Here is a 24137-nt window from a genome sequence, read left to right as displayed (position 1 = left end):
ATGGGGAAATGTCGGGTGGGGTTCCGGTCCGGTCGGACCGGCTCGCGCCGAACACCGACCGGCAGCCGAAGAACGCTCACCCGGGCGCGGCGCCTGGCGCGGTGCCGGGCGGGGTCCCGGGCGCGGTGCGTGGCGTGCTGCGCGGCCCGCGCCCCGAGGCCGTACCCGCCCTGGTCGCCAGGGCCTGCACACTCGTCGGGCTCGTGGACATCGCCGCGGGGGTGTTCCCCCGCTTCCGCAACAGCCGTATGCACGCGCTGGCCGAGGTGCTCCCCGGCGCGCTCGGCCCGTTCGCGGCGGCCCTCTCACTGAGCGTCGGCGTCCTGCTGCTGCTCCTCGCCCACGGTCTGCGTCGACGCAAGCGGCGGGCCTGGCGGGCGGCCGTGATCCTGCTCCCGGCCGGGGCGATCGCCCAGTTCACCTACCGCCACTCGCTCGTCGGCGTGCTCATCTCGCTCGCGCTGCTCGTCCCGCTGCTGCGCCACCGCGACGAGTTCCGCGCCCTGCCCGACCCCACCAGCCGCTGGCGGGCGCTCGCCAACTTCGTGCTGATGGGCGCCGGTTCGATCGTCCTCGGTCTGGTCGTCGTCAGCGCCCACCCCGGACGCATGGTCGGCGACCCGAGCCTCGCCGACCGGCTCGAACACGTCATCTACGGCCTGTTCGGCTTCGAGGGCCCGGTCGCCTACGCCGGCAACACGTCCTGGACGGTGGCCTTCTCCCTCGGCGCCCTCGGTCTGCTGACCGCCGTCACCACCGTCTACCTGGCCTTCCGCCCCGAACATCCGGCGGCCCGCCTCACCGACGACGACGAGGCACGGCTGCGCGCCCTGCTCGACCGGCACGGCGGCCGCGACTCGCTCGGCCACTTCGCGCTCCGCCGGGACAAGGCGGTCGTCTTCTCCCCCAGCGGCAAGGCGGCGGTGACGTACCGCGTCGTCTCCGGGGTGATGCTCGCCAGCGGCGACCCGATCGGCGACGTCGAGGCCTGGCCCGGCGCGATCGAACGCTTCATGGACGAGGCGAAGGCCCACTCCTGGACCCCGGCCGTCATGGGCTGTTCGGAGACCGGGGCGGAGGTCTGGACCCGGGAGACCGGCCTGGACGCCCTCGAACTGGGCGACGAGGCGGTGGTGGACGTCGCGGATTTCTCCCTCGCCGGACGCGCGATGCGCAACGTGCGTCAAATGGTGAAGCGCATCGAGCGGCTCGGTTACGAGACCCGGGTACGGCGGGTCCGTGACCTCGGCGAGGCCGAGCTCGACCGGATCCGCCGCGCCGCCGAGGACTGGCGCGGCACCGACACCGAGCGCGGCTTCTCCATGGCCCTCGGCCGCATCGGCGACCCGGCCGACGGGGACTGTCTCATCGCCACCGCGCACAAGGCCGACGAGGTCCCCGGCCCGTACGGCGACCTCAAGGCCGTTCTCCACTTCGTGCCCTGGGGCCCGGACGGCGCCTCCCTGGACCTGATGCGCCGCGACCGCTCCGCCGACCCCGGCATGAACGAACTCCTCATCGTCGCGGCCCTCCAGGCCGCCCCCCGCCTGGGCGTCCGGCAGGTCTCCCTGAACTTCGCGATGTTCCGCTCGGCCCTGGCCCGGGGGGAGAAGATCGGCGCGGGCCCGGTCCTGCGCGCCTGGCGCGGCCTGCTGGTCTTCCTCTCCCGCTGGTTCCAGATCGAGTCCCTCTACAAGTTCAACGCCAAGTTCCGCCCCCGCTGGGAACCGCGCTTCGTCGTCTACGCCGCCTCCCGCGACCTCCCGCGCATCGGGCTGGCCGCCATGCAGGCCGAGGGCTTCGTCAACCTCGCCCTGCCGCGCCTGCTGCGGCGCCGCGCGAAGGCTCCGGCCCCTTGCGCCCATGCGACGCACTCGGCGGAACACCCGGCGCGCAGCGCGGCGTGATCGGTGCGGCCCGCGCGCGACGGACCGCCCGCTCCCGCAGCCCCGCCGGAGCCCTGCCGGGCTACGTCGCCCGCGCCGCCCCGCCGCCCGTGTCGTCGTCCTCCGGGAGCTTGCAGACGCGCTCCAGGAAGAAGGCGGCCACTATGACGGCGATCCCCGCGAGGACGGAGAAGCCGGCGTAGATGGCCTGGTCCCGGCGGGCCGGGACCTCCAGGTACTCCAGGAGGAAGACGCCGACGCCGCCGTACATGCCGGCAACGAGAGCGGCGACGAGGGCGCTGGCCTGTCCGAACACGACCGCGCGGGCGGCCATCAGGGGATCGACGCCCTTGGCCTCCGGCCTGCGCTCCCGCTGGGCCTTGAGCCGGCTGCGCAGGGACAGCGCGGTGGCCGTCAGGACGGCGGCGATCAGGGCGAGCACGATGGGGGCGGCCAGCGGGACGCTCGGCAGGGTGTCCACCGAGTTCCACAGCCGGGCCCCGGCCCAGGACAGCACCCCCGCCACCGCGAACACCGCGGCCAGCGTCCTGATGCGCAGCTCTTTCACGATGCCCCTTCGACGAGCCCGATGGTCCACGGACGCCGGGTCCACGGGCGCCGGGTGGTCGGCCCGGCCGGTGGTCCCGACGGCGTCGGGGATGATCCCGACCCGGTAGACCTTAACGACTACTCGGGCAGCTGGAGTTCCAGGTCGGCGCGGGGCGACACGCCCTCGCGGGTGATGCCGTCGAGGAGCTGGGCGACCGGGCCCCGCCCGGCGAGCCGGGCCTCCGGCTCCACGTCGTGCCACGGCGCGAGGACGAAGGCCCGCTCGTGCGCCCGCGGGTGCGGCAGAGTCAGGGCCGGGTCGTCGGAGACGACGTCCGCGTACGCCACGATGTCGACGTCCAGCGTGCGCGGGCCCCAGCGCTCGTCCCGCACCCGGTGGAAGGCCTCCTCCACGGCCTGGGCCCGCTCCAGCAGCGAGGAGGGCGGCAGGGTGGTCTTCAGCACCACCACCGCGTTGAAGTACGAGGGCTGGCTGCCCGGCGCCACACCCCACGGCTCGGTCTCGTACACCGGCGACACGGCCTTGACGCGGACGCCCGGGGTGTCCTCCAGGGCGTCGACGGCGCCCTGGAGATTCTCCAGCCGGTTGCCCAGGTTCGAGCCGATGGAGATCACCGCCCGGCGGGGGTTGTGCAGGGTCGTGTCGGCCTCGTCCACCTTCTGCACGACGGAGGCCGGCACCGGCTGGACGGTCGGGTCGCTCTGACCCCCGGTGAAGAACGCGGTCATACTCGGCTCCGGGTGATGGTGACGGTCGTGTCGTCGAAGGGGACCGTGATCGGCGCGTTCGGCTTGTGGACGGTGACCTCGACCTCCTGGACCACCTCATGCCGCAGACACGCCCGGGCGATGCGCTCGGCGAGCGTCTCGATGAGGTTCACCGGCTCACCCGCGACGATGGCGACGACCTCCTCCGCCACGATCCCGTAGTGGACGGTCTTCGCCAGGTCGTCGTCGGCCGCGGCCGGCCGGGTGTCCAGCCCGAGCGTGAGGTCCACGACGAAGGTCTGGCCCTCCTCGCGCTCACCCGGGAACACCCCGTGGTACCCACGGGCCCTGAGGCCGCGCAGCGCGACACGATCCACGCGAATCACTCCTGCAGTCGTCGGGAACGGCCGATGTCCTCCGTGTCGTGCGAACACGGTCGGCACACCGGCCACCTTCGAATCTACCTGCGGGCACTGACAGCGCTCACCCCCCGGAGGGCTCGATTCCACTTCCGTACGGACAGGGTTCATCGAGCGTTCTCCCGGGGAACGTGACGGCTCACGGGTCGGAAGCCGCCCCTACCCGCGCCCCCGGGTTCCCAATCGCCCCTTGGGCCCGACGGACCAGCGGCCCCCTCAGGAGGGTGACTCCGCTCAGGAAGGCGACTCCTCGCCCTCGTCGTCGTCGGACTCCGTCAGGACCGGGGAACCATGGTGCGACCAGAGCTTCCAGCCGTCGGGTGTGCGACGGAACACATTCGTGGCGACCACCAGCTGCCCCACGAGCGGCCCCAGCTCGTCACCGCCGTCCGGCGCCGGGCCCCCGCTGAGGATGTTCTCGGTGCACGTGACGAGCGCGGTGTCCCCGGTGACCGAGACGTGCACATCGGTGAGGAAGAACTGGATGTACTCCGTGTTCGCCATGATCAGCGCGTACGACCGCAGCACCTCGCCGCGCCCGGTGAGCACCGGCCAGCCGGGATGGACGCAGGAGATCACACCGGCCTCGGCGGGGTCGTGGTACTCCTCGTCCACGCCCACGTCGGCCGGGGTCAGCCAGAGCGCGGAGAGCGTCTCGAAGTCGCCCTGTTCCAGGGCCTCGTAGAAGGCCCGGTTGGCGAGTTCGACCTGTTCGACGTCGAGGTGGGGAGCGCTCACCGCTCACGGGCCCCTTCGATGGCGCGGGTCACCCGGACCGCGTCGGCAGTGGCGCGGACCTCGTGCACCCGGACCGCCCAGGCGCCCTGCTGTGCGGCCAGGGCCGACACGGCGGCCGTTGCGGCGTCCCGTTCCCGCGCGGGCGGCGGTGCACCCTCGGAGCCCGCCAGCACCCGGCCGAGGAACCGCTTGCGGGAGGCCGCGACCAGCAGGGGCCGGCCGAGGCCGTGCAGCCGGTCGAGGTGCGCGAGCAGGGCGAGGTCGTGCTCGGCGTCCTTGGAGAAGCCCAGGCCGGGGTCGACGACGACACGGTCCGCCGCCACTCCGCCCTCCAGGACGGCCTCCACGCGCGCGTGCAGCTCCTGGAGCACCTCGGCGACGACGTCCTCGTAGACGCCCTTCACGTTGCCGCCCTGGAGGAAGCCGCGCCAGTGCATCACCACGAAGGGGGCGCCCGCGTCGGCGACCACCGGGATCATCGCGGGGTCGGCCAGCCCGCCGCTGACGTCGTTGACGAGCGCCGCGCCGGCGGCCAGGGCCTGCTCCGCCACGGACGCGCGCACGGTGTCCACGGAGACGGTGACGCCCTCGGAGGCCAGTCCCCGCACCACCGGGACGACTCGGCGCAGTTCCTCCGCCTCGTCGACCCGGGGCGCGCCGGGGCGGGTCGACTCCCCGCCGACGTCCACCAGGTCCGCGCCCTCGCCGACCATGTCCAGACCGTGCTTGACCGCCGCCGTGGTGTCGAAGAAGCGGCCTCCGTCGGAGAAGGAGTCCGGGGTGACATTGACGACACCCATGACCGCACAACGGTCCCATCGGGGCAATCCGGCCACCCACCCGCGCCGGTTCTGCTTGCTCATGCGTCAAGCCTAGGCCCCCGCGCGCGGCCGCGGTCCGGCCCTCCCGGCGCCGAAGGGCCGGGAGGGCCACCGGGGAGTCAGTGGGCCACCGGGGGTCAGTGGGCCATGATGAGGCTCATCGCCTCGTTGCGGGTCGCCGCGTCCCTGAGCTGGCCGCGCACCGCCGACGTTATGGTCTTCGCGCCGGGCTTGCGGATGCCCCGCATCGACATGCACATGTGCTCGCACTCCACGACCACGATCACCCCGCGCGGCTCCAGGATCTCCATCAGCGAGTCCGCGATCTGCGTCGTCATCCGCTCCTGCACCTGCGGACGCCGGGCGTAGACGTCCACCAGCCGCGCCAGCTTCGACAGCCCGGTGATCTTGCCGCTGGTGGACGGGATGTACCCGACGTGCGCCACGCCCCGGAACGGCACGAGGTGGTGCTCACAGGTCGAGTACACCTCGATGTCCTTGACCAGCACCATCTCGTCGTGACCGAGGTCGAACGTGGTGGTCAGCACATCCTCCGGCTGCTGCCACAGCCCCGCGAAGATCTCCTTGTACGCCCGCGCCACCCGCGCCGGTGTCTCCCTCAGGCCCTCCCGGTCGGGGTCCTCACCGACGGCGATCAGCAGTTCCCTCACGGCGTTCTCTGCGCGCTTCTCGTCGAACTCACCGATGGTGCCCTCGCCGTCCAGCGTCACGGGGTCGGTCATGTCGTGCCTCGCTCCTGAGCCTGTGACACGTACGGATGACGCGTCTCGTCCTCGGCCTTCTTGCAGCCTTCTTTCGGCCATACAAAATGCCGCGCCCCCCAGGCTAGAACCAGGGGGACGCGGCAATCATTCCGGGCCTGACGAGGCGGCCTGGGCCGGGAGCGGCAGGCTCCCGGTGGCCGGTGCTCATCGGTGGAGCGTCAGCTCTCCGTGCTCTCCTCCGGTGTCGCCTCGGCGGGCGCCTTGGTGGTGATCGCCGGTGCCGCGCCATTGGCGCCGTTCGTCAGTGCGAGCTCCTTCGGGGAGAGCACCGGCGGACGGGTCGACGGGGTGCGGCGGGAGGAGCCGGTCCAGGCGGGCCGGGCCGGACGCTTGACGATGGCGGAGAAGATCTCGGCGATCTCCTCCTTGCCCAGCGTCTCCTTCTCCAGCAGCTGGAGCACGAGGTTGTCGAGGACGTCGCGGTTCTCGACCAGGATCTCCCAGGCCTCGTTGTGCGCGTTCTCGATGAGCTTCTTGACTTCCTCGTCCACGAGCGCGGCGACCTCTTCCGAGTAGTCGCGCTGGTGAGCCATCTCACGTCCGAGGAACGGCTCCGTGTTGTCGCCGCCGAACTTGATGGCGCCGAGCCGCTCGGTCATGCCGTACTGCGTGACCATCGCGCGGGCCAGGTTGGTGGCCTTCTCGATGTCGTTCGCGGCGCCGGTGGTCGGGTCGTGGAAGACCAGTTCCTCGGCGGCGCGGCCACCCATCATGTACCCGAGCTGGTCGAGCATCTCGTTGCGGGTGGTCGAGTACTTGTCCTCGTCCGGCAGGACCATCGTGTAGCCGAGGGCACGGCCTCTCGACAGGATCGTGATCTTGTGGACCGGGTCGGAGTTGGGGGAGGCCGCCGCGACCAGGGCGTGTCCGCCCTCGTGGTACGCGGTGATCTTCTTCTCCTTGTCCGACATGATCCGGGTCCGCTTCTGCGGGCCCGCGACCACACGGTCGATCGCCTCGTCCAGCATGTGGTTGTCGATCAGCTTCTTGTCGCTGCGGGCCGTGAGGAGCGCGGCCTCGTTCAGGACGTTGGAGAGATCGGCACCCGTCATACCGGGGGTACGGCGGGCGACGGCGCCGAGGTCGACGTCGGGCGCGACCGGCTTGCCCTTCTGGTGGACCTTGAGGATCTCCAGCCGGCCCTGCATGTCCGGACGGTCGACCGCGATCTGGCGGTCGAAACGGCCGGGGCGCAGGAGCGCCGGGTCCAGGATGTCCGGGCGGTTCGTGGCGGCGATCAGGATGACGCCGCCCTTCACGTCGAAGCCGTCCATCTCGACGAGCAGCTGGTTGAGCGTCTGCTCGCGCTCGTCGTGACCGCCGCCGAGGCCGGCGCCGCGGTGGCGGCCGACCGCGTCGATCTCGTCGACGAAGACGATCGCCGGGGCGTTCGCCTTGGCCTGCTCGAAGAGGTCACGGACCCGGGAGGCACCGACACCGACGAACATCTCGACGAAGTCGGAACCGGAGATCGAGTAGAAGGGGACGCCCGCCTCGCCGGCGACGGCACGCGCGAGGAGCGTCTTGCCCGTACCGGGCGGGCCGTACAGCAGCACACCCTTGGGGATCTTGGCGCCGACGGCCTGGAACTTGGCCGGCTCCTGCAGGAACTCCTTGATCTCGTGGAGTTCCTCGACGGCCTCGTCCGCGCCGGCGACGTCGGAGAACGTCGTCTTCGGGGTGTCCTTGGTGATGAGCTTGGCCTTGGACTTCCCGAAGTTCATCACCCGGGAGCCGCCGCCCTGCATCTGGTTCATCAGGAACAGGAAGACGACCACGATGAGGACGAAGGGGAGCAGAGACAGCAGGATGCCGACGAAAGCGTTCTGCTTGGTCGGGGAGACCGTGTAGCCGTCGGGGATCTGCTTGTTCTGGAACTTGTCCTGCAGGGTGTTGGCGAGGGTGACGCCCTGGTCGCCGATGTAGCTCGCCTGGATCTTCGAGCTGCCCTCGATCTTCTGGCCGTCCTTGAGCTGAACCTTGATGGTCGACTCTTCGCCGGTGGTCAGCTTGGCTTCTTTGACCTTGTTGTCATTGATCGCCTGGACCACCTGGCCGGTGTCCACCGTCTTGTAGCCGCCGGACGAGCCGACGACCTGCATCAACACGACCACGGCAAGGACGGCCAGCACGATCCACATGACTGGCCCACGGAAGTATCGCTTCACGTCCATCCATACGGAGCGGTGCCGCCCCGTCCCTCCTGCCATAGTGAGTTTGATAAAAGACTGTTCTTCGGACGGTACCCCAGCATTGTCACCCGAAGCCGCAGGGGACTGCTCGCAATCCCGTCCTCGCATGCTTCAACGGCGCGAAACCCGCTGGGGTTCCCGAGCGTCTTACGAGGGTTGGCTCAACCGCCGTAGACGTGGGGCGCGAGCGTACCGACGAACGGGAGGTTGCGGTACTTCTCGGCGTAGTCGAGGCCGTAGCCCACGACGAACTCGTTGGGGATGTCGAAGCCGACCCATTCCACGTCGATGGCGACCTTGGCGGCGTCGGGCTTGCGCAGCAGGGTGCAGATCTTCAGGGACTCGGGCTCGCGGGAGCCGAGATTGGAGATCAGCCAGGACAGGGTCAGACCCGAGTCGATGATGTCCTCGACGATCAGGACGTGCCTGCCCTTGATGTCGGTGTCGAGGTCCTTGAGGATCCGCACCACACCCGAGGACTGGGTGCCCGCGCCGTAGGAGGACACGGCCATCCAGTCCATGGTGACCGGGGTGGACAGCGCCCGGGCGAGGTCCGCCATGACCATCACCGCGCCCTTGAGGACACCGACGATCAGCAGGTCCTTGCCCGCGTACTCCGTGTCGATCTTCGCGGCCAGCTCGGCCAGCTTCGCGTCGATCTCTTCCTTGGTGATGAGCACCTCTTTGAGGTCGGTGCCCATGTCTTTCGCGTCCACCCGCATCACTTTCGGTCGTCCCAGGGCCGCTCCCGGACGCCCGCTCCCCGTGCGGGGGCTCGGGGCCCGTCGCGCGGGCCCCCTCGGCGTCCGGTTTCAGCCTTGCCGAATCACCAGTCTGCCACCCTGCCGCTGGGCGACGACCCGGCCGGGGAGATTGATGGCCCCCTGACCGCGCCAGCCGGTGATGAGACGGTCGATCTCCTCGATGTGCCGGGCGAAGAGGGAACCCGCCGGGGCTCCGGCCTCGATGGCGGCCCGGCGCAGGATCCGGCGGCGCACGGCGGGCGGCAGGGCGTAGAGCTTGGCGCACTCCAGCCGGCCCGCCGCGTCGCGGACGGAGGCCTCTGCCTGGCGGGCCCAGGTGTCGAGGGCGTCGGCGTCGTCCCGGGAGAGCTGGGCCGTACGGGCGAGGGCCTCGACGACGCCCTTGCCGAGCGCCTTCTCCAGGGCGGGCAGGCCCTCGTGGCGGAGCCGGGAGCGGGTGTAGGCGGGATCGGCGTTGTGCGGGTCGTCCCAGACGGGCAGCGACTGGACCATGCAGGCCTTGCGGGCGGTCTGCCGGTCGAGCTGGAGGAAGGGGCGGCGGTAGCGGCCGTCGGCCCCCGAGACCGCGGCCATCCCGGACAGGGAACGGATGCCGGAGCCGCGGGCGAGCCCGAGGAGAACGGTCTCGGCCTGGTCGTCGCGGGTGTGGCCGAGGAGGACGGCGGTGGCCCCGTGGCGTTCGAGGGCGGCGTCCAGGGCGGCGTAGCGGGCGTCCCGGGCGGCGGCTTCGGGGCCGCCCTCGCGGCCGACGGTGACGGCGACGGACTCGACCGGGTCCAGGCCGAGTTCCCGCAGGCGCAGGGCGACTTCCTCGGCGCGCAGGTCGGAGCCGGGCTGCAGACCGTGGTCGACGGTGATGCCGCCGGCTCGGACGCCGAGCTTGGGTGCCTCGAAGGCGAGGGCGGACGCGAGCGCCATGGAGTCGGCGCCGCCGGAGCACGCCACGAGCACGAGCGGGCTCTCGGGTGCGGCGGGTCCCGGCCGGCCGGCACCCGGGCGCGCGGAACTGCCGCGCCTCACCTCGACGGGCACGGCCCCGGGGGGTACGGCCGTGGGGGGCGTGGGCACCGGTGGTGCGCCCGGGTCGGAGGGCGCGCCCGGGAGCGCGCGGGCGGGCGCGTGCCGGGTGGTGTTCGTGTGGTGTTCGGTGAGGAGGTCGTGGAGTACGCGGCGGACCGCCAGGCGTATCGCCGCGACCGCGGGGTGGGGACCCATGTCCGGTTCCCTTCATGAAATTGTCGGGGGGTGAGCCCGAGCTCGGTCACTCAGAGTGTGTAGATGGTGACAGAACCGGGCGGTTCCCCGAGCATTGCACGCCTACCCCTCGCTCACGGTCCCTCGGACGGGTGATTGGAGGGGCGTTCGCCTGCCGTCGGCCGGATTCGTGCACCACGCTCACGCGCGGCTCACGAATCCGCCTTGCGATGCACCCGCGCGACCCAGTCCGCCGGTTTGGCGATCTCCGCCTTGGTCGGCAGGGTGTTCGGGGAGGTCCAGACCCGGTTGAAGCCGTCCATGCCGACCTGTTCGACGACCGCCCGTACGAACCGCTCGCCGTCCCTGTACTGCCTGAGCTTGGCGTCCAGGCCCAGCAGTTTGCGCAGCGCCTGGTCCAGTCGGGAGGCGCCCTTCGCGCGGCGCTGCTGGAACTTCTCGCGGATCTCGGCGACCGAGGGCACGACGGCCGGACCGACGCCGTCCATCACGAAGTCGGCGTGGCCCTCCAGAAGGGACATGACGGCGGTGAGCCGGCCGAGGATCTCGCGCTGGGCGGGGGTCTGCACCAACTCCACGATCGAGTGACCGTCGTCGCCGACCTCCCCCTCGGGCCGGCCACCCGCGAGTGACTGGGCGGCCTCCCTGATGCGCTCCAGGAAGGTCGTGGGGTCGACCTCCGTCTCCCCCAAGAACGACTGGATTTCACCCTCCAGGTGGTCCCGCAGCCAGGGGACGGCGGTGAACTGCGTGCGGTGCGTCTCCTCATGCAGACAGACCCAGAGGCGGAAGTCGTGGGGCTGCACGTCGAGTTCGCGCTCCACGTGCACGATGTTCGGGGCGACGAGCAGGAGTCGCCCGCCGCCGTTCTCGCCCGCGGGCAGGTCGCGGGTGGCGGGGGCGAAGGTCTCGTACTGGCCGAGGACCCGGGAGGCCAGGAAGGACAGGAGCATGCCCAGCTCCACGCCGGTGACCTTGCCACCGACCGCGCCGAGGACGGCCCCGCCGGGGGTGTTGCGACGTTCCTGCATCTTGTCGAGCAGCGGCTTCAGCAGTTCCCGGAAGCCGGCGACGTTGGCCCGGACCCAGCCGGGCCGGTCGACGACGAGTACAGGGGTGTCGTCGGCCGTGTCGGGGAGCATCCGGGTGAAGGCGCGGACGTGCTCCTCCGAGGCCTTCGCGTGTCGGCGGAGCTCGGCGACGATGGCCCTGGCCTCGTCGCGGCTCACCTCGGGGCCCGGCCGCACGAGCCGGGTCGCGGTCGCCACCGCGAGATTCCAGTCGACCATCTCGGCACCACCGATACGAGTCATGTTGTCAACCGTACGGGAGCGCTGCCGCTGGGGGCAGGCCGTGGGGGGTGGGGGGTGCCTTGGGGGCGGTGTGTGCGTGCGGGTGGGTGGAGGTTCTCGCGCAGTTCCCCGCGCCCCTGAGAAGCAGGGGCTGCGCCCCTTGCTTCTCCCCGGCCTTCCCCTCAGCGGCAGCCGCAGGTGGCCAGGGTCGAGGTGGCGTCCGTCAGGGCCTTCTTGGCCGGGTCGGTGTTCTCCAGGGGGGTTTCCGTGGCGAGGAAGGCGAAGGCGAGGAGGCGGCCGTCGGCGTCGACGACGGTGCCGGCGAGGGTGTTCACGTTGCTGAGGGTGCCGGTCTTGGCCCGGACGATGCCGGTGCCGGTGGCATCGCTGGTGTAGCGGGTGCGCAGGGTGCCGGTGAAACCGGCGACGGGGAGACCGGTGAGGACGGGGCGGAGTTCGGGGTGGCCGGGGGCCGCCGACTCGGCCAGGAGGGCGGTGAGGAGGGCGGGGGTCAGCGCGTTGCCCCGGCTGAGGCCGCTGCCGTCCGCGAACTCGACGCCCTCCAGGGGCACTTCCAGCTTCTTCAGTTCCTTCTTGATGGCCGCCGCGCCGCCCTCGAAGCTCGGCTGTTCGCCCGTCGCGAGCGCGACGTGGCGGGCGAGGGCCTCGGCGATGTCGTTGTCGCTGTTGGTGAGCATGCGCTCGACCAGGGTGGCCAGGGGCGGGGAGGAGACCGCCGCGAGTTCCTTCGCGTTCTTCGGGGCCCCCGCGTCGCCCTCCGTCCTCACCTTGATGCCCCGGTCCTCCAGGAGGCCCGCGAACTCGGCGGTGGCGTCCCCCGCCGGGTCGGGGTCGCGGTCCGCGCTGCCGCTGGAGGAGTCGTCGAGGCGGGCCTCGTCGACCATCAGCGGGACGACGAGGGCGAGGTTTCCGTTCGGGCCGATGGTGTGCTGTTCGGGGCCCTCGTAGAGGGAGACGTCGTGGGTGAGGGTGATCTCCTTCAGGTGACGCCTGTCGAGGGCGTCGGCGGTCCTGTCGGCGAGCGTGCGCAGGCTCGCGTAGCCGCCGGTGTCCTTGTGCGCGGTGAGGGTGGGGTCGCCGCCGCCGACGAGGACGACCTCGGCGGAGTCGGGGTCCAGGACCGTCCGGGTCTCGATGCGGTGGTCGGGGCCCACCGCCGAGAGCGCCGCGACAGCCGTGGCGATCTTGGTGGTGGAGGCCGGTGTCAGAGCCTCGTCCGCGTTCTGGGAGTACAGCTGCTCGCCGGTCTCGACGTCGACGACGGAGGCCGCGCGGCGGGGGCCCAGGACGGGGGACTTCAGGAACGGGTCGAGGAGGGCCGCCAGGGCGGCGGAGTCGGGCGCCGAGCCCGCGCCGGAGGTGCCGCCGAGGCCGGCCAGGACGGCGGGGGCGCTCGGCGCGGGCTTGGGCGCCCCCGCCGCCGTACCGGAACCACGTCCGTGATCTGCGCCACCCTGACCTTCGCGCGATGCCGCCCAGTCGCGCTCGGCCGTACGCTGACCGGAGGAGTCCCAAGGTCCGGCGGCGGCCACCGCCCCGGCCGAGAACACCAGTCCCAGGGTGGCCGCGCCGGCGGTGAACTGGAGGGTCGTGAGCTTCTTCGCTCTCCCCGTGAGCTGCGAAGAACGTGCCGTGACGGCGCTCGTGACGCGTACGACGCCGGGTTTCACCGCCTGTGCGACGCGCGCGGCACCGGGCTTCACGGCGCGTGTGACGCGCGCGATCCCCGGTTTCACGCCGTGCACCACCCGCACCACACGCGGTCTCGCGGCCCGCCAGACCTTCGGCTCCCGCACGACCACCAGCCCCTTTCGCGATCACACACCTGCGTGAGGGACACTTAACCACCAGAACTATGTGTTGATCATGGAGGAGTCACCGGTGGAGTTCGACGTCACGATCGAGATTCCGAAGGGTTCGCGGAACAAGTACGAGGTGGACCACGAGACCGGTCGGATCCGCCTGGACCGTCGACTCTTCACCTCGACCGCCTACCCGACCGACTACGGCTTCGTCGAGAACACCCTCGGCGAGGACGGCGACCCGTTGGACGCGCTGGTCATCCTGGACGAGCCGACCTTCCCGGGCTGCCTCATCAAGTGCCGTGCGATCGGCATGTTCCGTATGACGGACGAGGCCGGCGGCGACGACAAGCTGCTGTGCGTCCCAGCGACGGACCCGCGTGTGGAGCACCTGCGTGACATCCACCACGTCTCGGAGTTCGACCGCCTGGAGATCCAGCACTTCTTCGAGGTCTACAAGGACCTGGAGCCCGGCAAGTCCGTCGAGGGCGCCGACTGGGTCGGCCGCGCCGAGGCCGAGGCCGAGGTCGAGAAGTCGTACAAGCGCTTCAAGGAGCAGGGCGGTCACTGACCCCGCCTGAGCTTGTCGGCCGTCTTGCCGATCGATTCCGCGAACGGGCCGCGTGTCCCCAGGAGGGGCGCGTGGCCCGTTCGCGTATCCGTGAGTGTCGGTGCGCATACTGAGGCGTACCTGAGGTGTCGTACAGGGAGCGCGGCGGAGTGGCAGTGACGGAGCCCGGGGGCGACGGGCCGGTGGAGGACCGCAAGCCGGTGTCGGACGAGGCGGGCAGTGCCTTCGCGCCGGTGGGATTCACGCTGGGGATCGACGGTGACGCGTCGGTGACCTCGGAGTTCGCGATCCCGGCCGGACTGGACGTGCCGACCCCGGAGGCCGAGGCGCAGACGACCTCCGAGTTCGCGTTGCCGGAGGGGCTGGCGCCGCCCGAGGGGGTCCCGGACGAGCACGAGGGGTCCGCGTTCAGCGTGCCCCGGACCTACAGCGCGCGGCACGCGCCGGTCGCGTTCACACCGGCCGGCGGGATCCCGGCCGTCAGTCTGACCAAGGACGCGCCCTGGCAGGACCGGATGCGCACGATGCTGCGGATGCCGGTGGCGGAGCGGCCCGCGCCGGAGCCGCCGGCGCGCGCGGAGGGCGACTCGGGGCCCGCCGTGCCGCGTGTGCTCGACCTCACCCTGAGGATCGGCGAGCTGCTGCTGGCGGGCGGCGAGGGCGCGGAGGACGTGGAGGCGGCGATGTTCGCCGTGTGCCGGTCCTACGGCCTCGACCGCTGCGAGCCGACGGTGACCTTCACCCAGTTGTCGGTCACCTACCAGCCGTCGCTGGTGGACGACCCGGTCACGGCGTCGAGGATCGTCCGGCGCCGGGCCACCGACTACAACCGGCTCGCGGCCGTCTTCCGGCTGGTGGACGACCTCAGCGACCCGGAGACCGCCATCTCGCTGGAGGAGGCGTACCGGCGGCTCGCGGAGATACGGCGCAACCGGCACCCGTATCCCGGCTGGACGCTGACCCTGGCGAGCGGGCTGCTGGCGGGGGCCGCGTCCGTCCTGGTCGGCGGTGGCGTGGTCGTGTTCGTGGCGGCGGCGCTCGGCGCGATGCTCGGCGACCGGCTGGCGTGGCTGTGCTCGGGGCGCGGGCTGCCGGAGTTCTACCAGTTCCTGGTGGCCGCGATGCCCCCGGCGGCGATCGGGGTGGCGCTGACCGCGGCGCACGTGGACGTGGAGGCGTCCGCCGTCATCACCGGTGGGCTGTTCGCGCTGCTGCCCGGGCGGGCGCTGGTGGCGGGTGTGCAGGACGGGCTGACCGGCTTCTACATCACCGCCTCCGCGCGGCTGCTGGAGGTCATGTACCTCTTCGTGGGCATCGTGGTGGGGGTGCTGCTCGTCCTGTACTTCGGTGTGAAGCTGGGCGCCGAGCTGAACCCGGACGCGGCGCTCGGCAGCGCGGACCGGCCGCTGTTGCAGCTCGGGGCGTCGATGCTGCTGTCGTTGACGTTCGCTCTGCTGCTTCAGCAGGAACGATCCACCGTGCTGGCGGTGACCCTCAACGGCGGTGTGGCCTGGGCCGTGTACGGGGCCATGCACGAGGCGGGCGGGATCTCGCCGGTGGCCTCCACCGCCGTGGCGGCGGGGCTGGTGGGGCTGTTCGGACAGTTGCTGTCGCGGTACCGGTTCGCTTCCGCGCTGCCCTACACGACCGCGGCGATCGGGCCCCTGTTGCCGGGGTCGGCCACGTATTTCGGGTTGTTGGCCTTCGCGCAGAACGATGTGGACGCGGGGTTGGTGTCGCTCACCAAGGCCGCGGCGTTGGCCATGGCCATCGCGATCGGGGTGAACCTGGGGTCCGAGCTGTTCCGGTTGTTCCTGCCGGGGGCCGCGCGGGCCGGCCGGAAGGCGGCGAAGCGGACGCGGGGGTTCTAGCGCCGTTGCCTAATAGCTCGGGTGCTGCTGGGTGTTGGCGGCTGCGGGTCGGTTGTGGCTGATCGCGCCCACGCGGCGGAGCCGCACATGGACACGGTCCCGCGCCCCTGGAAAGCGGGGCGCGGGACCGTGGTCGTCAGTACCGGGGGTGGTCCTGGCCCTGGTAGCCCTGCTGGTTCTGGTTCTGGGGGTACTGGCCGCCCTGCGGGTACTGCTGGGCGTAGGGCTGCTGCGGGGGCTGCTGGTAGCCGTAGTTCTCCTGGTGGCCCTGCTGCTGGTGGCCCTGGTTGCCATAACCCTGGTTGCCGTAGCCCTGGTTGCCGTAGCCCTGGTTGTCGTGAGCCTGGTTGCCGTAACCCTGGTTGCCGTAGCCCTGGTTCTGGTCGTACGACGGCTGCTGGGGCCGGTCGGTCGGCGGGACGCGGCGGAGCTGGGTCGTCGCGTCGTCCATGACCGGGGCGGCGGAGTGCTGCTGCGGGTCCTGCTGGGGCTGGTTCTTCTTCGCCTTCCTCGCCTTGAGGACCTCGAAGATGATCGGGAGCACCGAGATGAGGACGATGAGGATGAGCATCGCCTCGATGTTCTTGTGCACGAACTCGATCTGGCCGAGCCAGGAGCCGAGGAGCGTGACGCCCGCGCCCCAGAGGATGGCGCCGACGATGTTGAAGACGAGGAACGTGCGGTACCGCATGCCGCTGACGCCCGCGATGATCGGCGTGAACGTCCGCACGATGGGGACGAAGCGGGCCAGGATCAGTGACTTCGGGCCGTGCTTCTCGAAGAACTCGTGGGCCTTGGTGACGTTCTCCTGCTTGAAGAAGCGGGAGTCGGGGCGGTTGAAGAGGGCGGGGCCGACCTTCTTGCCGAACATGTACCCCACCTGGTCGCCCAGGATCGCCGCGACGCAGATCAGCACGATCGCCAGCCACAGCGGGAAGTCCAGCTGATCGGTGGTGATCAGCAGGCCGGCCGTGAACAGCAGCGAGTCACCGGGCAGGAAGAACCCGAAGAACAGGCCGGACTCGGCGAACACGATCAGGAGCAGGCCCCAGATGCCGAACGAATTGAGCAGATAGTCCGGATCCAGCCAGCTCGGTCCGAGGGCGATCGTCTGCACGGTTCCGGGCTCCTGGGGGGTGAGGAAGAGGGAACGCCTGTGGGCGGGGACCCACGACGGCGGGTCGCACAGGCGGTGGGACCCATAGGGGTGACCAAAGCTATCAACGCACGGTCACCCCACTAGGTTCCACGGGTTCCTCCAGAGTGCCCTGTGGCCGCACTGAGACCAAGCTGCGTGGTCGGCGCGGTGGGCGGAGGCGCGATCAGGGGCGCTTCCGGGCCGCGTTCGCGTTGATCGCGTCCCGGAGGTGTTCGGCGAGGCCGGGGCGCATCGCGTCGTAGAAGCCCTTGAAGCGCTCGTCGGAGACGTACATCTCACCGAGGCCCTGGTGCATCTCGTAGGGGCAGTCGTAGAACCAGGTGACGATGTGCCGCCGGTGCTCCTCGGCCATGTTCATGGCCGCCTCGCCGGTCGGCTCCTCGCCGGCGGCCATCAGGGCGTCGTAGCGCGCGCCCCAGTCGGCCACCTCGTCCTGCATGCGCTTCCAGTCCTCCTTGGTGTAGCCGGCGGTGCGGCGCTGCGACTCGGCGTACGCCTCCGTGCCGCCCCAGCGCTGTTCCGCCTCCTCCGCGTACTGCTCGGGATCCTTGTCGCCGAAGACCTCGAACCGTTCCTCGGGGGTGAGGTTTATGCCCATCCTGCGTGCCTCCATGGCGTGTTCCACGGCCGCGGCCATCTTCTGGAGTCTCTCGATCCGGGCGGTCAGCACTTCGTGCTGGCGGCGCAGGTGCGCCCGCGGGTCCGCATCCGGGTCGTCGAGCAGGGTCGCGACCTCGTCGAGGGAGAAGCCGAGCTCCCGGTAGAACAGGATCTGCTGGAGCCGGTCGAGGTCGTCGTCGCCGTAGCGGCGGTGACCCGCGTGGGTGCGCTCGCTCGGTACGAGGAGGCCGATCTCGTCGTAGTGGTGCAGCGTGCGCACCGTGATCCCGGCGTAGCCCGCGACCTGTCCCACAGTGTGGCTCATGGCTTCCGCTCCTTTGTCGGTCGTGTTCCACGCTGGGTCCTCACGTGGCGTGAGGTGCAAGTCCTTCGTGCCCACCGACCGCCGGGGCCGGGCAGTGGCCCTCCGGCGGTCAGCGCCGGGCTGTAGCGGACTGTGCACTTCCGCAAGGCTCGGGGCTGGCGAAACGCACTGGCGACACGTCACACCCGTCTCACTGTGCACAACGCGAAGCCGGGGCGCGTGGACCGTGCACTTGTGCAATGGCCCGCGGCCCGGCGCACTTCCTACGCTGAGCGCACGTCGTCCGGGGCCTTCCTCCCCAGGTGGTACCGGACGACGCTGGCCACCGCCCGCGCGGTGTCCGCGGACGAGAACGCCCGGCCCGTCACGGGGGTGCGGGCCAGGCGTTCCGTCGACGGCCACCGTCGCCTCTTCCGACCTCGTAGCTCCCAGCGGAGGGACTGTCTTGAACCAGACCGACAAGAGGGACACCTCGTTCGCCGACCTCGGCACGGCGTTGGAGGGTGTGGACCGCGACCGGCTGACGATCGTGCCCCTCTTCGCCGGCGACGACGCCGGGCTCACCGCCCATCTCGTGGTGTGGCCGCCGAACGCGCCGAGCCAGGCCTGTGTGCACGAGGACTTCGCCGAGGCCGCCCACATCGTCGCGGGCAGCATCATCGACGAGGACGGGACGGAACACGGGGCGGGCAGCCTGTGGATGCGCCCGGCGCACCATGTGCACCACCCGCGCGCCGGCACCGAGGGCGCCCAACTCGTCCTGTGGCGGGCGCCCGTACCCGCGTGAGGACCCCCTGGACAACCCGCGCACGTGTTGGGGCACGTGCGCGGGTTTCGGTACTCGGCACAGGTCCTGCGGGGCCGGCGACTCAGGAGCCGCGGGGCGGCTGGGTCAGGGCCGGGCGGCCCAGGAGCACGTGCAGGGCGAGGGCGATGTCGGCCACGGTCACCACGTCGGTGTCGGTGATGCCGACCATCTTCGTGGAGAAGTCCATGCCCAGCAGGCCCGCCGCGTCCCGGGTGTGGTTGCGGACGGTGGCCTCGGAGAGACCGAGGGCGCGGGCGGTCTCCCTGGTGCTGAGGTTGCTCTCCAGCCAGACGCAGAGGGTCTCGACGAGGTCGCGCTGATCCGCCCGTACGGGGCGCAGGCGCTCCTCCGCCCAGGCGGTGGGGCCGCCGTCCTCGGCCGCGGCCGCCATCAGCGCCGCGAAGTCGGGTGGCGTGGCGGGCGTGTCGGTCCCCGGGTCCGGGTCCGGGTCCGGGTCCGGGTCCGGCAGGGCGAGGATGTCGAGGGCGAGCAGCGTCAGGACGCGGTCGTTGGCGGAGCCCCGGAGGTCCAGGGAGAGGATCTTCCCGGCCCGGTTGAGGCGCTGCGTGACCGTGTTGCGGTGGACGCCGAGGCCCCCGGCGGCCTCCGTGTGCTTGAAGCTGAGGGCGGTCGGGAGGGTCTCCAGCAGCAGCTTCCGCTCGTCGCCGCGGCCGGGGAAGTGGTCCAGGAGCGGGGACATCAGGGCCGCCGCCCAGGCCTTCGCCGCCCGCCTGGGCAGGAGGGGGGCGAACTTGGCCTTGGAGCCGCCCAGCCGGACCCGGTGCGGGGTGCCCGCCGCGTCGCCGACCGCCGTCAGGGCCTCCAGATAGCCGACCGCGGTCTCGGCGAGCGCGTGCGGTCGGCTCTGGCCCATCAGATGACCCTCGCGGGCGGCGATCATCTCCTTGAGCACCGTCTCGACCCGGTCGCCCTCCCGGGCGGGGTCGAGGATGAGGATGTGCTTCGGCTTGCCCGGGCACGGGGCCACGATGGCCTCCTCGGCCAGGGCCCGCTCGCACCAGCTGAGGGTTGCCTCGCGCTCCTGCGGTCCGGTGTCGACGACGAAGACACGGGCGGAGTCGGTGTCCAGCAGGGCCTGTGCGGCGCCCGTGTAGACCACCTGCGCCAGAACCGTTTCTCCGCGCATGAGCAGCTGGAACGCGGCGTGCCGCACCGCCCGCGGGGTCCGGGTCCTGGCCTGGTGCTCGCGGCGGGCCTGGTCGCACAGTCCGAGGAGCTTCGCCGCGTGCTGGATCAGGGCCGTGGCCGCGCTGTCGAAGGGTTCGTGGGAGGCGATGGCCAGCCGGGCCTCGTCCTCGCCGCCCGGGGAGCCCGGGGAGATCGACACGATCCGGGTGTGCATGGCGCCGCCGTGCGCCTCGGGTGCGCCGTGCGCGCTGGTGATGACGGCGTGGGCCAGGCCGGCGGGCGCGCTGTCGGGCGCCGCCGCGAGGACGCCGCGCCGGGCCGAGCTGACGAGGACCTCGGCGTCCAGGGCCACCGAGAGCCAGTCGGCGATGCGCCGCGCGGCCGTGGGGTCGGCGAGGCGGGCCGGGAGCCGGTTGAGGAGGCCGTCGAGGTGCTGGACCTGGCGCTCCGCGAACTGGACGCGCCGCAGCCGTAGGTCCTCGTTGACGTGGTCCCAGGCGGTGGTCTCGGCGGAGGTCGCCAGCAGGGGCAGTTCCGCGCGGTTCGCGGCGGTGAGGGTGGCGTCGGGAAGGGCGCGCAGGTCGTGCCCGGGGGTGCCGATCACCAGGCCGGCCGCCTTGCGCCGGTCCAGAAGCCGGATCAGGTGGTCGAGCGCGCGCAGCTGGGCCGGGGTCGGCCGCGGCGTGTCCAGGGTGACCAGGAAGAGTGTCCCGTCCTCGAACGGGGGGTCGGCCGCGAGGTCGCCGAGCGTGTGCGGGGCCTCGGTCAGTGGCCTGGCGACGACCTCGGTGACCCGGGTCGCGCCGTGTCGGGAGGCGTGGCCCGGCTGGAGGAACCTCAGCCGCAGCTGCTGCTCGTTGATCAAATAGTCAAGGGTGGGCAACTGCGCCGTCCCTCCCCGGTCACGCACGTGGGTGCGCGGGACGCTCAACTCCACCTGCTGTGTTCGCTCTTGTCATACGTCTTGTCATACGTGGTGTGCATTCGGCAGCGTAATGGACGGACGATACGACCGGCACATCATCCTCACGGGCCACCCGCACCCCTTCCGCACATGTGTGAGGTGCGCGTCCCCGGCGGCGGACCTACCGTCGAAGGCATGCCACTGCACCGATGGGACAGCGACGCCCCGCAGGACGCCGGGCGCGACCGGCACGACGGGCACCGGCTCGCCGTGAACCCCTTCTACGGCCAGGCCAATCCGGTGGGCGGCATGACCGAGGCCCCGCCCAAGCACCGGCTGCCCGAGGCGCCGCTGGCCCCCTCCACCGCGTACCAGCTCGTCCACGACGAACTCATGCTGGACGGGAACTCACGGCTGAACCTCGCCACCTTCGTCACCACCTGGATGGAGCCCGAGGCGGGGGTGCTGATGGGCGAGTGCCGGGACAAGAACATGATCGACAAGGACGAGTACCCGCGCACCGCCGAGCTGGAGCGGCGGTGCGTGTCGATGCTCGCCGACCTGTGGAACGCGCCGGATCCGGCCGCCGCCGTCGGCTGCTCGACCACCGGGTCCAGCGAGGCCTGCATGCTCGCCGGGATGGCCCTCAAGCGGCGGTGGGCGAAACGGAACACGGACCGCTACCCGTCGGCGGGGGCCCGGCCCAATCTGGTCATGGGGGTCAACGTCCAGGTCTGCTGGGACAAGTTCTGCAACTTCTGGGAGGTGGAGGCCCGGCAGGTGCCCATGGAGGGCGACCGGTTCCATCTCGATCCGGCGGCGGCCGCGGCGCTGTGCGACGAGAACACGATCGGGGTGGTGGGCGTCCTCGGCTCCACCTTCGACGGGTCGTACGAGCCGATCGCCGAGCTCTGCGCGGCCCTCGACGACCTCCAGGAGCGGACGGGGCTGGATGTGCCCGTGCATGTCGACGGGGCGTCCGGGGCGATGGTCGCGCCCTTCCTCGACGAGGACCTGGTCTGGGACTTCCGGCTGCCGCGGGTGGCGTCGATCAACACCTCCGGGCACAAGTACGGGCTGGTGTATCCGGGGGTGGGCTGGGCGCTCTGGCGCTCCGCCGCCGAGCTGCCGGAGGAGCTGGTGTTCCGGGTGAACTACCTGGGCGGGGACATGCCCACCTTCGCGCTGAACTTCTCCCGCCCGGGCGCGCAGGTCGTGGCGCAGTACTACACGTTCCTGCGGCTCGGGCGGGAGGGGTACCGGGCCGTGCAGCGGTCGACGCGGGACGTGGCGACCGGGCTCGCGGAGGAGGTGGCGAAGTTCGGGGACTTCCGGTTGCTGACCCGGGGTGACGAGTTGCCGGTGTTCGCCTTCACGACGCAGGAGGGGGTCACCGCGTTCGACGTCTTCGACGTGGCGCGGCGGATGCGGGAGCGGGGGTGGCTGGTGCCCGCGTACACGTTCCCGGAGAACCGGCAGGATCTGTCCGTGCTGCGGGTGGTGTGCCGGAACGGGTTCACGACCGATCTCGCGGGGCTGTTCCTGGAGGATCTGGGGCGGCTGCTGCCCGAGCTTCGACGGCAGTCGGGGCCGGCGGTGCGGGACAAGGGGGCGGCGACGGGGTTTCACCACTAGGGCGGCGCCCGCGCCCCTTGCGGGGCCGGCCTCACTTGCTCAGGCGGGCGAATCTGCGGACCGCCAAGGGGAAGAAGACCGCCAGCAGGGCCAAGGGCCAGGCGATCGCCGTCCAGAGGTGGGAAGCTTCGGCACCCGGGGTGCCGAAGAGGTGGCGTACGGCCGTCGCCGTGTGGGACATCGGGTTCCAGTCGACGACCGTGCCGAGCCAGTCGGGCATGGAGGCGGGCGTGGCGAGGGCGTTGGAGAGAAAGCCGACGGGCCAGACGAGGATCTGCACGGCGGTGAGGAGTTCGGGCCGGCCTGCCAGCATCGCCAGGTGGATGCCGATCCACAGCATCGCGAAGCGGAAGAGCAGCAGGAGGCCGACCGCCCCGAGGAAGGCCGCGGGGCCGCCGTGCGCGCGCCATCCGAGGGCGAGGGCGACGGCCATGAGGACAGCCAGGCCCACCGCCGACTGGAGCATGTCCGCGACCGAACGGCCCACCAGGACCGCTCCGTTGGTCATCGGCATCGAGCGGAAGCGGTCGATCACTCCTTTGTTGAGGTCCTGGGTGACCGCGAGCATCGTGCCCTCCAGGCCGAAGGCCATGGTGAGCGCGAGCATGCCGGGGACCAGGTAGTCGAGGTAGTCACCGGTCACCCCGCGGCCGCCGCCGATCAGATAGCCGAACATCAGCAGCAGCATCACGGGGAAGACCAGCCCGACCAGCAACTGCACCGGTTGCCGTGCCCAGTGGGCGAGTTCGCGGCGGGTCATGGTCCAGGAGTCGGTCAGGGCGTGCACGCCCGCACCCGTGTGCGCGGTCGTCGCTGTCGTCGGTGTCGTCCGTGTCGTCGTGGTCATGCGCGTACGGCCTCCTTCGTACGGTCGTCCCCGGTGAGGTGCAGGAACGCCTCGTCCAGGGTCGGGCGGCGCAGGGCGATGTCCTCGGCCTCGATGCCCGCGTCCGCGAGGGCGCGTACGACCGCGGTGAGGGCCGTCATGCGGTCGGTGACCGGGGCGCTGATCCGGCGGCGGTCGGCGTCGACCGAGACGTCGGCCTCAGGGACCGGCAACAGGGCCGCCACGACGTCCAGTTGATCGGCGTCGCGCAGGACGATGTCGATGCGGTCGCCGCCGGTCAGGCGCTTCAGCTCGTCCGCCGTGCCGTCGGCGACGACCCGGCCGCCGTCGACCACGGAGATCCGGTCGGCGAGCTGGTCGGCCTCCTCCAGGTACTGGGTGGTGAGCAGGACCGTCGTACCGCCGCCGACCAGGGAGCGGACGGAGTCCCAGACCTCGGTGCGGCCACGGGGGTCGAGGCCGGTCGTCGGCTCGTCCAGGAAGAGCACCTCCGGTTCGGTGATCAAGGAAGCGGCGAGGTCCAGGCGGCGGCGCATGCCGCCGCTGTACTGCTTGACGGCCTTGCGCCCGGTGTCGCCGAGCCCGAACCGCTCCAGGAGTTCGTCGGCCCGTACCCGCGCGTGGCGGGCGCCCAGGTGGTAGAGGCGGCCGAACATCTCCAGGTTCTGCCGACCACCGAGTTCCTCGTCGAGCGCGGCGTGCTGGCCGAGCAGGCCGATGCGGAAGCGCACCTCCCGCGCGTGCGCGACCACGTCGTGCCCCGCGACCTCGACCCGGCCCGCGTCGGGCCGCAGCAGGGTCGCCAGGATCCTGACCAGGGTCGTCTTGCCCGCGCCGTTGGGCCCGAGCACTCCGTGCACGGTCCCGCGCGCCACGTGGAGGTCGAGCCCGTCGAGGGCCACCTTGCCGCCCTGGTCCCTCCTCTCGCTCTTGCCGCTTCTGCCGGCGTACCTCTTGCGCACTCCTTCGACAGTGATCGCCGTGTCCGCCGCCATCGGAACCTCCCCATCGGTCGATGTTCGCCTCACCGTTCACGCCCCCTCGGTAGTCAAAGT

21 protein-coding genes are annotated in these 24137 nt (G+C 71.4%); 5 read left to right on the top strand and 16 right to left on the bottom strand.

Going from position 1 to position 24137, the window contains the following annotated elements; translation table 11 throughout:
• Window positions 1–8 precede the first annotated feature (8 nt).
• A complete protein-coding gene (locus GWK25_RS02680; protein ID WP_215448315.1) occupies window positions 9–1907 on the top strand; it encodes a phosphatidylglycerol lysyltransferase domain-containing protein in 1899 nt (632 codons plus the stop codon).
• Window positions 1908–1968: 61 nt separating this feature from the next.
• Here the strand turns inward: GWK25_RS02680 and GWK25_RS02675 are convergent, their stop codons facing one another.
• The 11 genes from GWK25_RS02675 to dacB form a co-directional block, all read right to left on the bottom strand.
• A complete protein-coding gene (locus GWK25_RS02675; protein ID WP_215448314.1) occupies window positions 1969–2454 on the bottom strand; it encodes a DUF3180 domain-containing protein in 486 nt (161 codons plus the stop codon).
• 119 nt (window positions 2455–2573) lie between these two features.
• Complete coding sequence (gene folK, locus GWK25_RS02670) at window positions 2574–3185, bottom strand: 2-amino-4-hydroxy-6-hydroxymethyldihydropteridine diphosphokinase (RefSeq protein ID WP_215448313.1); 612 nt, start codon at window positions 3183–3185, stop codon at window positions 2574–2576.
• Window positions 3182–3541 (bottom strand): dihydroneopterin aldolase, encoded by a 360-nt coding sequence (gene folB / locus GWK25_RS02665; protein WP_215448312.1) that lies wholly within the window; start codon window positions 3539–3541, stop codon window positions 3182–3184. The genes folK and folB overlap by 4 nt, the downstream gene beginning before the upstream one ends.
• A gap of 276 nt (window positions 3542–3817) precedes the next feature.
• Window positions 3818–4321 carry a nuclear transport factor 2 family protein gene (locus tag GWK25_RS02660; protein ID WP_215448311.1) on the bottom strand — a complete coding sequence of 168 codons (504 nt, stop codon included), beginning with the start codon at window positions 4319–4321 and terminating at the stop codon, window positions 3818–3820.
• The gene (gene folP, locus GWK25_RS02655; protein ID WP_215448310.1) at window positions 4318–5184 is read right to left on the bottom strand and encodes a dihydropteroate synthase; all 867 of its coding nucleotides are present in this window, start codon (window positions 5182–5184) and stop codon (window positions 4318–4320) included. Before folP ends, GWK25_RS02660 begins: the two co-directional genes overlap by 4 nt.
• A 95-nt stretch (window positions 5185–5279) precedes the next feature.
• Window positions 5280–5885 (bottom strand): GTP cyclohydrolase I FolE, encoded by a 606-nt coding sequence (gene folE, locus GWK25_RS02650; protein WP_045562619.1) that lies wholly within the window; start codon window positions 5883–5885, stop codon window positions 5280–5282.
• 200 nt (window positions 5886–6085) lie between these two features.
• Entirely contained in the window at window positions 6086–8101 is a 2016-nt protein-coding gene (gene ftsH / locus GWK25_RS02645; protein WP_215457158.1) for an ATP-dependent zinc metalloprotease FtsH, read from the bottom strand.
• Window positions 8102–8280: 179 nt separating this feature from the next.
• Window positions 8281–8841, bottom strand: a complete 561-nt coding sequence (gene hpt, locus GWK25_RS02640) for a hypoxanthine phosphoribosyltransferase (protein ID WP_215448309.1) — start codon at window positions 8839–8841, stop codon at window positions 8281–8283.
• 90 nt (window positions 8842–8931) lie between these two features.
• Complete coding sequence (tilS, locus tag GWK25_RS02635) at window positions 8932–10098, bottom strand: tRNA lysidine(34) synthetase TilS (protein WP_215448308.1); 1167 nt, start codon at window positions 10096–10098, stop codon at window positions 8932–8934.
• Between the two features lie 191 nt (window positions 10099–10289).
• Window positions 10290–11411, bottom strand: coding sequence for a zinc-dependent metalloprotease (locus tag GWK25_RS02630; protein ID WP_215448307.1), 1122 nt, complete (start codon window positions 11409–11411; stop codon window positions 10290–10292).
• A gap of 161 nt (window positions 11412–11572) precedes the next feature.
• Window positions 11573–13213, bottom strand: coding sequence for a D-alanyl-D-alanine carboxypeptidase/D-alanyl-D-alanine-endopeptidase (gene dacB, locus GWK25_RS02625; protein WP_215448306.1), 1641 nt, complete (start codon window positions 13211–13213; stop codon window positions 11573–11575).
• A gap of 79 nt (window positions 13214–13292) precedes the next feature.
• Here dacB and GWK25_RS02620 point away from each other — a divergent pair, with 79 nt between their 5' ends.
• The gene (locus GWK25_RS02620) at window positions 13293–13784 is read left to right on the top strand and encodes an inorganic diphosphatase (protein WP_048819635.1); all 492 of its coding nucleotides are present in this window, start codon (window positions 13293–13295) and stop codon (window positions 13782–13784) included.
• 155 nt (window positions 13785–13939) lie between these two features.
• Window positions 13940–15655 carry a threonine/serine exporter family protein gene (locus GWK25_RS02615; RefSeq protein WP_308010767.1) on the top strand — a complete coding sequence of 572 codons (1716 nt, stop codon included), beginning with the start codon at window positions 13940–13942 and terminating at the stop codon, window positions 15653–15655.
• A 136-nt stretch (window positions 15656–15791) separates the two neighbouring features.
• Here GWK25_RS02615 and GWK25_RS02610 read toward each other — a convergent pair whose 3' ends face one another.
• Complete coding sequence (locus GWK25_RS02610) at window positions 15792–16772, bottom strand: DedA family protein (RefSeq protein WP_215448305.1); 981 nt, start codon at window positions 16770–16772, stop codon at window positions 15792–15794.
• Window positions 16773–16977: 205 nt separating this feature from the next.
• Window positions 16978–17739: a MerR family transcriptional regulator gene (locus tag GWK25_RS02605; protein WP_215448304.1), complete on the bottom strand. Its 762-nt coding sequence runs from the start codon at window positions 17737–17739 to the stop codon at window positions 16978–16980.
• Window positions 17740–18184: 445 nt separating this feature from the next.
• On the opposite strand from GWK25_RS02605, the gene GWK25_RS02600 reads away from it, so the two are divergent.
• Window positions 18185–18526 carry a hypothetical protein gene (locus GWK25_RS02600; protein ID WP_215448303.1) on the top strand — a complete coding sequence of 114 codons (342 nt, stop codon included), beginning with the start codon at window positions 18185–18187 and terminating at the stop codon, window positions 18524–18526.
• Between the two features lie 82 nt (window positions 18527–18608).
• Here the strand turns inward: GWK25_RS02600 and GWK25_RS02595 are convergent, their stop codons facing one another.
• Entirely contained in the window at window positions 18609–20579 is a 1971-nt protein-coding gene (locus GWK25_RS02595) for a helix-turn-helix domain-containing protein (protein WP_215448302.1), read from the bottom strand.
• A gap of 216 nt (window positions 20580–20795) precedes the next feature.
• On the opposite strand from GWK25_RS02595, the gene GWK25_RS02590 reads away from it, so the two are divergent.
• Complete coding sequence (locus GWK25_RS02590; protein WP_215448301.1) at window positions 20796–22235, top strand: glutamate decarboxylase; 1440 nt, start codon at window positions 20796–20798, stop codon at window positions 22233–22235.
• A gap of 31 nt (window positions 22236–22266) precedes the next feature.
• On the opposite strand, the gene GWK25_RS02585 is transcribed toward GWK25_RS02590, so the two are convergent.
• Together GWK25_RS02585 and GWK25_RS02580 are read right to left on the bottom strand one after the other, a co-directional pair.
• Window positions 22267–23082 (bottom strand): ABC transporter permease, encoded by an 816-nt coding sequence (locus GWK25_RS02585; RefSeq protein WP_374200588.1) that lies wholly within the window; start codon window positions 23080–23082, stop codon window positions 22267–22269.
• Window positions 23079–24077, bottom strand: a complete 999-nt coding sequence (locus tag GWK25_RS02580) for an ATP-binding cassette domain-containing protein (RefSeq protein WP_251828678.1) — start codon at window positions 24075–24077, stop codon at window positions 23079–23081. The genes GWK25_RS02585 and GWK25_RS02580 overlap by 4 nt, the downstream gene beginning before the upstream one ends.
• Window positions 24078–24137: the final 60 nt, after the last annotated feature.

It is taken from the genome of Streptomyces sp. ATCC 21386 (assembly GCF_018728545.1).
Taxonomy (GTDB): Bacteria; Actinomycetota; Actinomycetes; order Streptomycetales; family Streptomycetaceae; genus Streptomyces.
The sequence above is the reverse complement of the archived record's forward strand: the minus strand, read 5'-3'. Positions and strand labels throughout refer to the sequence as shown.

Excerpts from the sequence above, each read along its gene's own strand:
- folP (WP_215448310.1), bottom strand. The coding sequence starts at position 5,184 with ATGAGCAAGCAGAACCGGCGCGGGTGGGTGGCCGGATTGCCCCGATGG.
- folE (WP_045562619.1), bottom strand. The coding sequence starts at position 5,885 with ATGACCGACCCCGTGACGCTGGACGGCGAGGGCACCATCGGTGAGTTC.
- GWK25_RS02605 (WP_215448304.1), bottom strand. The coding sequence starts at position 17,739 with ATGAGCCACACTGTGGGACAGGTCGCGGGCTACGCCGGGATCACGGTG.
- tilS (WP_215448308.1), bottom strand. The coding sequence starts at position 10,098 with ATGGGTCCCCACCCCGCGGTCGCGGCGATACGCCTGGCGGTCCGCCGC.
- GWK25_RS02680 (WP_215448315.1), top strand. The coding sequence starts at position 9 with ATGTCGGGTGGGGTTCCGGTCCGGTCGGACCGGCTCGCGCCGAACACC.
- hpt (WP_215448309.1), bottom strand. The coding sequence starts at position 8,841 with ATGCGGGTGGACGCGAAAGACATGGGCACCGACCTCAAAGAGGTGCTC.
- folK (WP_215448313.1), bottom strand. The coding sequence starts at position 3,185 with ATGACCGCGTTCTTCACCGGGGGTCAGAGCGACCCGACCGTCCAGCCG.
- ftsH (WP_215457158.1), bottom strand. The coding sequence starts at position 8,101 with ATGGACGTGAAGCGATACTTCCGTGGGCCAGTCATGTGGATCGTGCTG.
- GWK25_RS02585 (WP_374200588.1), bottom strand. The coding sequence starts at position 23,082 with ATGACCACGACGACACGGACGACACCGACGACAGCGACGACCGCGCAC.
- GWK25_RS02580 (WP_251828678.1), bottom strand. The coding sequence starts at position 24,077 with ATGGCGGCGGACACGGCGATCACTGTCGAAGGAGTGCGCAAGAGGTAC.
- GWK25_RS02590 (WP_215448301.1), top strand. The coding sequence starts at position 20,796 with ATGCCACTGCACCGATGGGACAGCGACGCCCCGCAGGACGCCGGGCGC.
- GWK25_RS02630 (WP_215448307.1), bottom strand. The coding sequence starts at position 11,411 with ATGACTCGTATCGGTGGTGCCGAGATGGTCGACTGGAATCTCGCGGTG.